The organism is Corynebacterium sp. 045007 (genome assembly GCF_040743205.1).
Taxonomy (GTDB): Bacteria; Actinomycetota; Actinomycetes; order Mycobacteriales; family Mycobacteriaceae; genus Corynebacterium; species Corynebacterium jeikeium_D.
This window is the reverse complement of record NZ_JBFLKW010000004.1, coordinates 158,827-166,830: the sequence shown is the minus strand read 5'-3', so window position 1 is coordinate 166,830 and position 8,004 is coordinate 158,827. Positions and strand designations below refer to the sequence as shown.

Below are 8,004 nucleotides of genomic sequence, written 5' to 3'. Positions count from 1 at the left end.
GAAAGTCAAACCAACGACTCCCAGCGGCTAACCGCACGAAAACATTTCCCCCACATCAGCCAACCAAACACATAAACTGCCTGGCCACGCTGACCCCCGAATACATTACACACACCCCACCAAAGACACAAAACCCCAGGTAGATGGATATGAACTAGCGTTTTGCCTGTGGAGTAGAACGATTCATTAGGACCGACAGTCCCCACACCGTGACGAAAGCCGGGAGCTTTCGCTCATCGCTACCACCTTTGTTTCGGCTTCTATGCTCCCTTTAAAACAACCAAAGCTCCGGACTGACCAAGAGTCAATGATTCTGAAATCATCAATCCCCTAGCCTGCCCGGAGCCTTAGCCCAGCTACCTAAAAAGAATCAAGCTGCATAAACACCAATTAATCGAGAGATCAGCAGCGCGCCTACACAAAGACCAACCAGCACTTACACGAACTTCACACCAGCAAAGTTCTTCTTGCCGCGGCGCAGTACAATCCACTTGCCATGCAGCAGGTCCTCAGCAGAAGGCTCCCACGCTTCGTCCTCGATGCGCTGGTTATTGGCGTACGCGCCGCCTTCCTTAATGGTGCGGCGTGCCTCGCCCTTCGACTTGGCAAGACCCGCAGCGACGAGAAGGTCGACAACAGTTCGCGGCTCGCCCTCAGCGATCTCCGCAACCTCAGTCTCGGAGACGGCGCCCGCCAGGGTGGCCTCGTCCAGCTCGGTCAGCTCAGCGCGGCCAAACAGGGCCTGCGCTGCCAGCTCAACAGCCTTGGTGGCCTCTTCGCCGTGGACCAGGTTGGTCATCTCCTGCGCCAGACGACGCTGCGCCTCACGCTTGAACGGACGCTCCGCAACAGCAACCTCGTACTCCGCGATTTCCTCCTGAGACAGGAAGGTGAACCAACGCAGGTAGTCAATAACCACCGAGTCACCCGCGTTGAGGAAGTACTGGTACCAGGAGTACGGCGAGGTCTTTTCAGCGTCCAGCCACAGCTTGCCGCCACCGGTAGACTTACCGAACTTCTGACCCTGCGCATCGGTCACCAGTGGCGCGGTCAGGCCGTGCACCTTGGCGCCGTCGATACGCCTGTTCAAATCGACGCCAGAGACGATGTTGCCCCACTGATCGCCGCCGCCAATCTGCAGCACGCAATCGTAGTTGCGGCGCAGCTGCACGTAGTCGTTGGACTGCAGCAGCATGTAGGAAAACTCGGTGTAGGAGATACCGTCAGACTCGAGGCGACGCTTCACAGTGTCGCGATCGAGCATGGTGTTGAGGGAGAAGTTCTTGCCGACATCGCGAAGGAAGTCAATGACGGACATGTTCATAGTCCAGTCCGCATTATTGACCATTGTCGCCGGGGCATCGCCCTCAAAGTCAATAAAACGACGCAGCTGGCCCTTGATGGCCTCCAGGTTGTGCTCAATGGCGTCTTGGCTGAGCATCGAACGCTCACCGACATCACGCGGATCGCCGATGAAGCCCGTGGCGCCACCGGCCAGCGCAATTGGGTGGTGACCGGCCAGCTGGAAACGACGCAGCATAATCATCGGAACCAGGTGGCCCGCGTGCAGCGAATCGCCAGTTGGGTCAAAACCGCAATACAGAGTAATGGGGTTTTCGCACGCCTCGCGCAGCGCTTCAACATCGGTGGACTGATTAATCAGGCCACGCCACTGTAGTTCGTCGATAATGTTCTGTTCAGTCACGTCCCCTATCGTAACGTCTCGCTTGCCGACGTTCACCGCGAGGGTGACCTAGAACTCCTCAACGGCCTTCTTGTGGCGACGATAGGCTGAGACGGAATCGTCCGGAAGCCACAGCCGCCACGGCCGATTCGCCGCTCGCCGAACGCCCACACGCGGGCCTGCGTGGACATCTTTATCCGGGTTGATGCTCTCTGGCTGCGCCACGAACACGCGTGACGACGGATCCAGCGCATCTGCCCCATAGTCATTTAAGTCAAGGCCAAGCGCCTGACCAACGTTGCCCGGACCACGTCCGAGACCCGCAACCGCAGGTTTTTCACCGCGGCGACGGCGCACCGCATCCAGGCCCTGCTCAATGCGTACGGAGCGGACTAATACTCCCCCACCCGTGCCGTCCGTAGCGCTGGTGATATTGGCACAAAAGTGGATGCCGTAGGAGCGGTAGATATACCAATGTCCCGCCGGGCCAAACATGGCGCGATTGCGTGCGGTTGGCCCCATGAAACAATGCGCGGCCGGGTCGGGATAGCGCTGGTCAACTGGGCCACCATAGGCCTCGACCTCCGTGATGGTGGCGATAACATCCTCAGCGGGGATTACAATTACGCAGCCGAGCAGCGTCTGCGCAGCCTCAATGGGAGCTCCCGACAGCACAGTGCGGTCGAGGGCGCTGTAGCCGTCGGGAAGCGGGAAAGGCAATTACTTGTCCCAGGCGATAGCTTCGTCGGAAAGCATGACCGGAATGCCTTCGTCGATGCGGTAGGCGATCTTCAGGCGAGGATTGACCAGCACCTGCTCATCTTCGAGGTATTCAAGCGGCCCCTTGTCACGCGGGCATGCGAGGATTTCAAGGAGTTTCGGATCAAGGCTCATAGTCCACTACCTTACCGAACTGAATTGCCAGGGTGTCACGCTGACCTTCCAAAGCAATCAGGTTGTCCTGACCGATTGCATCCTGGATCTTCTGAACCGCGGAATGCAGCAGGTCGATGGATTCCCGAGCCGGATTCTCGGCTTTGTGACGCAATCGCTCCGGGACCGCGAGGTAGGAGTTGACTGTCTGCGGCAAGTACTCCTGGATAATGCCGCCGATGACTACCTTCTGCTCGGGATAATCTTTGAGATACTTCCACTCGCTCAGGACGGATTCCAGCGTCGCACCCAGGTCATTTGCGGCGTTGCCAAGAGCTTCGCCAGGCTGGGCATCGAAAAGCCTGCCCAATGTCCGGTGAAGATTCCTACGCAGCTCAGATGGATTGAGCGGGCGACGCTGTGGGACCTCAGGCTTCGGCGCCGAGCTAACGGACTTCTGAGCCCCTTTGCTCTGCCTCGGCAACAAAGCAACCGACGCGCCCCAGGCGGCAATCGCAACAACCGGCCACAGGAAACCAAGCCCCACGGTCAGGTGCAGCAGCACGACGGCGATGGCAAGGATGAGCCCGACAATGTTAGCGGGACTGTTGAGAAAGCCACCGCCAGAGGAAGTGCCAGAGGAAGTACCGGAGGATTTACTGGTAGCCACGAATCTCCTTGAACACATCAGCAAGCTCGGTCTCACGGGATTCAAAGACCTTACCACCGGTCAGATTCGCAAGTTCCTGCATTTCTCCCGGATCCGCCTCGCCATAGCGGATGACGAATACCGGCGGCAGATTCCCGCCCTTGGACTGGTAGAAATCACGGAATTCCGCAAAGCTTTTGCCCGACGTTACCTGACCATCGGTCAACACCACGATGGACGGGATGGAGTTCTTATCCGAGCTGCCGAGAAGGTCGAAGGCTTGAATCAGTGCGTCGTAAAGCGCGGTCTCGCCCTCTGCGTACAGACCATCGACGGCGGCGGTGAGCTGCGCGCGCGATTCCGGGCCGTCAATTGTCGTGGTCGTGGGCTCGCCGACGCTCGTACTGAACGGCAGGATCGTCGCGATCTCACGGTTTCGCAGTCCCACGCTTCCCGTTTCGGTGCGTGCACTGCCGTCGACGATTGCGCGCATTGTCGCCTGTAGATCAGCGATGCGCTCACCGAACATTGAACCGGAGGTGTCGAGAACGAAGACCGACTCTCCGGGCACGCGCAGGTCATTGTTGTAAGCCTCAATGAGGCGGTCCGTGACGGCGCGATCGCCCGGGAACGGCAGCTCGATAATGACGCTGTTGGTCATGCTTTCCGGCAGGTTGGCGTCATCGGAGACCGGGCGCAGGAAGTGATCGGCGAGAACCTGTGAGTTCGCTTCCAGCCACTGCCCGAGAGCCTCCGTCTGCCGCGCGGCGAGATCATTAGCGGGCTGTGCTAGCGGCGTCAGCGGGTAATCCGCACTGATGACGCCGTCGCTCGGAACAACAACTTCCAGGTCAGCGCCCTCTTTATTCATCTGCTGCAACACAGCTTCATAGTTGATGAGCGCATCGACGGAGTCCGACTCATCCAGGAACTTGTCACGCAGCCACCCCGACGAACCCGAGGTCATCTTCTGCCCCTCGAAGAACTTCTGCAGTTCAGGCGTGGTGCGGTTGATATCCCCCGTAGTCAGCGCCGATCCGGTGTCGGCGAACGCGGTCGCAACCGACACCACACCGGAAAAGCCCGAGTTCGATTCCGCGGGGTTGGTCATGCCGTAGGTCAATTTGCCTGACGACGCAGCCTCCGCGATCTCAGCCCACGTCGGCTGCTTGGTATCCCAACCGAGCTCCCGAGCCTTCGCCGAATGGATACCAAAGGCTACCGGCGAGGTGGCGACTTTCTTGGCTTCGCCCAGCTTGTCAGCCCCACCGAGCAGATCAACGTACCGGTTGGTAGCAAACCAAGTGGCATCAAATTGGTTGTCGAATTCGTCTGCGACAAGGGCGTGGCTGTTCTTCACGGTGCCGTCGACAAGCTCGAGGTTAATCGTAAAACCGAGGTCGTCGGAGGCCTTTTGCATCAGTGGCTGGAGCTCTGCAAGCTCCGTGGCCCCGGCGATACGCATGGTCGAGCCCTTGAGGTCAGAATCGACGTCGACTTTGTTGGTCTTCTCCTCGTCGGAGCCCAGCGGCAGGTTCAGGCCACCGTCGGAGCAGGCCGCGACAGCGAAGATGCCGAGCACACCGACGAGGCCAAGAAGCATTTTGCGGAGGGCAGTTGGTGCCTTATCCATGTTCATTCGATCCATGTTCATTCGGCTTTACCCCTCTTCCGTTTCCGGCCTCGGAGGGCTCTGGTATCCACGGGAAACACCCTCAATAAGCTGCTCGAGGATGTCGAAACTCGGCGGATCAATGGAGTCCACAAAATCGGTGGAGACCTCCTGGCCCGTCTTCAACTGCGTCTGGAATTCCTCCATCGCCTCAGGCTGGCTGGAGCGGTAACCGTGCTTGGCCGCCAGCTTCTGAAGCTCAGGGTCTTCGGCGAGGAGCCGTGCGACCGCAGCTCCATTGTCGTTAAAGCCCAGCGCCACGTGAGTACTCAGAATCGTCGGCGATGGATACGCCAGGCGCATTTCCGGCTTCAACCGGCTGTTCGGGGCACTGTTCTCCCCCAGGAACTGCGACTCGTAGACCATCACCATTGGCTTTGACCCGACACCCTGCGAGAGGTAGTCCGAAAATGGCCCAGCTGATGAGGATTCCGTGTACCCCTGGCCGGTGAACAGCGGGGTGAGCTCTGGCAAGACCGCATTAACCTGCCCATTGTCGGACACAATCCGGCCTTCATTGGTAATCCAAGACATGAGCGACAAGTACATTGCGGCCGAGCTCGACGAACGAATGTCAGTCGTGGACATCTGCACCGTGCGCGGCGACGGATAATCGTTCTCCGCGAAGTCACGCCAGCGGACATTGTCGTGCTGCATCGTGGCCAGCGCCGCCATATCTACCTGCCACGTATTGCCCTGTTGGCGAGCAACATTTTCCCGCGCCAATGCCTGCAAGATGTTGTCGAAAGTAGCGATCGCCATCGGTGTGTAGAAGACGTCGTACCGCTCAGCGCCGCTCATTTTCTCGGCAATTTTCTCCGCTGCCGGTGCCGACGACGGGAATGCCAAGTCGAAGGAATCCAGATCCACATCCGTGGCCATCCGACGCGAACCCGCCGTCTTTACTTCCACCACATAGCCGTGAGAGGCAAGAACCTTCTGGACCTCTTTGTCTTCGAAGAAGGGCTTCTTCTCAGAGCCAACAATCGCCTTGACGACGGTCTTTTCACCACCGAAGAAATCACGGTTTCCTCCGGAGCTGCCACCAGAAAAACCTGGAATACTACCGCCACGACCGACATAGACTGCAACAGCCGCGATGACAATCAAAATGACTGCAAGAATTGCCCCCGGGCCCATGCACCCTTTCTTGCTACCACTCTGATTTTTATTTTTATCCCGTGAGCTGCGATTTCCACCGCTCGACCGCGTACTTTCCACCATGAAATTATGGTAAGAGACCCGGACAAACCTGGCAACAGATATAGAAATAATCAGTAATCTGCGTCACTTCAGGGGCACCCTGGCATTACTGGGTTACTGACGGCGGCGGGTCGATCCGAGTTACTGACTGCGTTTATGACTGGCGGCGGCGGGTCGAGCCGAGTTACTGACTACGTTTATGACAAAAATGGCCCGAAAAATGGCCTGAAAGTGTCATAAACTTACACAGTTTCACATTTGCAGCCCGTATTCGCACGTGGAGCCCGTAATTTTTCGGGTGGCCAGTTATCGGGTTGATAGTTACCGGGTCATCAGTTGTCGGGTTGCTGGTTTTTCTACTCCCCCCCCCGGGCTGTAAAAAATCGGCGTGCGGTCGATTGACCGCACACCGATTAATTAGCTGCGTTAGCTGGGCTAGCAGGTTTGCTAGCTCTAGCAGCTTTAGCCGCGAACCGGCTTTTCAGCCCACTGCTTCAGCTCGGTATTCTTCTCGTCAACGCGAGCGAGCTGCTCTGCAACACGGACACCCGCGGTGCCGCCGCGAGTATCGCGGGAAGCGACAGCACCGTCAATAGTCAGCACTTCACGGACCTTCGGAGTCAGTGCCGGGTGGACACCGGCGAGGTCCTCGTCGGAAAGCTCGTCCAGACCGATACCGCCCTTGGACTCTGCGATGCGGACACACTGGCCGGATGCCTCGTGAGCGTCGCGGAACGGTACGCCCTCGCGGACCAGCCACTCAGCCAAGTCCGTGGCCAGGGTGTAGCCAGCCGGAGCGAGCTCGCGCAGACGGTCTTCGTGGAAGGTCAGCGTTGCCACTAGACCGGTCAAAGCCGGAAGCAGTAGGGTTAGCTGCTCGACCGAGTCCACCAGAGGCTCCTTGTCCTCCTGGAGGTCGCGGTTGTAGGCCAGCGGCTGAGCCTTCAGCGTGGCCATGAGCCCTGCAAGATTACCGATCAGGCGACCGGTCTTACCGCGGGTCAGCTCTGCCACGTCCGGGTTCTTCTTCTGCGGCATGATGGAGGATCCAGTCGACCAGGCATCAGCCAGAGTGACGTAACCGTACTCCGGGGTGGCCCAGTAGATGATTTCCTCTGCCAGGCGAGACATGTCCACGGCAATCTGGGCGAAGACGAATGCCGCCTCAGAGGCGAAGTCACGCGAAGAAGTGCCGTCAATGGAGTTGTCCGTGGCAGAGTCGAAGCCGAGCTCTTCAGCAATGGCTTCCGGATCCAAGTGCAGCGAGGACCCTGCGAGCGCACCAGAACCGTACGGGGACACAGCCAGTCGACGGTCGAGATCGCGGATGCGGTCCAGATCGCGCAGCAGCGGATGCGCGTGAGCCAGCAACTGGTGGGCCAGCAATACCGGCTGCGCTGCCTGGGAGTGGGTCTTGCCCGGCATGATGGCATCCGGATGTGCCTTGGACTGAGCCACCAGGGCGGCAACCAGGTCAGTGACATCCAGTGCAACGCCGCGCACGGCATCGCGCAGCCACATGCGGAACAGAGTTGCCACCTGGTCATTACGGGAACGACCAGCGCGCAGGCGACCGCCGACCTCCGGGCCGACGCGATCAATCAGACCGCGCTCCATAGCACCGTGGACGTCCTCATCTGTCGGCTCTGGACCAAATTCGCCGGAGGCAACGTCGCGACCGAGCTGATCAAGGCCTTCGATCATGGTGTCAAAGTCGGCATCGCTGAGCAGCCCACGGGCATGCAGCACTCGGGCGTGGGCCTTGGACGCAAGAACGTCGTAAGGCGCGAGCACCCAGTCAAAATGGGTGGACTTGCTCAATGCGGCCATCGCCTCGGACGGGCCACCGGCAAAGCGGCCGCCCCACAGGGAGCCTTCGTTGGTACCGTGCTTTTCGACCATTGTCTTTTCCAATAGGCCTTT

The 8,004-nt window shown here is 59.0% G+C and carries 7 protein-coding genes; all 7 read right to left on the bottom strand.

What is annotated here, in order from left to right; genetic code table 11:
- Positions 1–436: 436 nt before the first annotated feature.
- The gene (tyrS, locus tag AB1Z34_RS03950; RefSeq protein WP_367157933.1) at positions 437–1,741 is read right to left on the bottom strand and encodes a tyrosine--tRNA ligase; all 1,305 of its coding nucleotides are present in this window, start codon (positions 1,739–1,741) and stop codon (positions 437–439) included.
- Between the two features lie 12 nt (positions 1,742–1,753).
- The gene (locus AB1Z34_RS03945; protein ID WP_367157932.1) at positions 1,754–2,404 is read right to left on the bottom strand and encodes a DNA-3-methyladenine glycosylase; all 651 of its coding nucleotides are present in this window, start codon (positions 2,402–2,404) and stop codon (positions 1,754–1,756) included.
- Positions 2,405–2,578, bottom strand: a complete 174-nt coding sequence (locus AB1Z34_RS03940) for a Trm112 family protein (protein WP_016422889.1) — start codon at positions 2,576–2,578, stop codon at positions 2,405–2,407. It abuts the gene before it with no gap.
- On the bottom strand, positions 2,568–3,227 hold the full coding sequence (locus AB1Z34_RS03935; RefSeq protein WP_070643230.1) for a hypothetical protein: 660 nt from the start codon (positions 3,225–3,227) through the stop codon (positions 2,568–2,570). The genes AB1Z34_RS03940 and AB1Z34_RS03935 overlap by 11 nt, the downstream gene beginning before the upstream one ends.
- Positions 3,214–4,860: a VWA domain-containing protein gene (locus tag AB1Z34_RS03930; RefSeq protein WP_367157931.1), complete on the bottom strand. Its 1,647-nt coding sequence runs from the start codon at positions 4,858–4,860 to the stop codon at positions 3,214–3,216. The genes AB1Z34_RS03935 and AB1Z34_RS03930 overlap by 14 nt, the downstream gene beginning before the upstream one ends.
- 6 nt (positions 4,861–4,866) lie before the next feature.
- Complete coding sequence (locus AB1Z34_RS03925) at positions 4,867–6,018, bottom strand: hypothetical protein (protein WP_367157930.1); 1,152 nt, start codon at positions 6,016–6,018, stop codon at positions 4,867–4,869.
- Between the two features lie 525 nt (positions 6,019–6,543).
- Positions 6,544–7,983 carry an argininosuccinate lyase gene (argH, locus tag AB1Z34_RS03920; protein ID WP_016422893.1) on the bottom strand — a complete coding sequence of 480 codons (1,440 nt, stop codon included), beginning with the start codon at positions 7,981–7,983 and terminating at the stop codon, positions 6,544–6,546.
- Positions 7,984–8,004: the final 21 nt, after the last annotated feature.

What these genes read in the sequence shown, in the direction of transcription:
- AB1Z34_RS03940 (WP_016422889.1), bottom strand. Translation starts at nt 2,578, where the DNA reads ATGAGCCTTGATCCGAAACTCCTTGAAATCCTCGCATGCCCGCGTGAC.
- AB1Z34_RS03930 (WP_367157931.1), bottom strand. Translation starts at nt 4,860, where the DNA reads ATGAACATGGATCGAATGAACATGGATAAGGCACCAACTGCCCTCCGC.
- AB1Z34_RS03925 (WP_367157930.1), bottom strand. Translation starts at nt 6,018, where the DNA reads ATGGGCCCGGGGGCAATTCTTGCAGTCATTTTGATTGTCATCGCGGCT.
- argH (WP_016422893.1), bottom strand. Translation starts at nt 7,983, where the DNA reads ATGGTCGAAAAGCACGGTACCAACGAAGGCTCCCTGTGGGGCGGCCGC.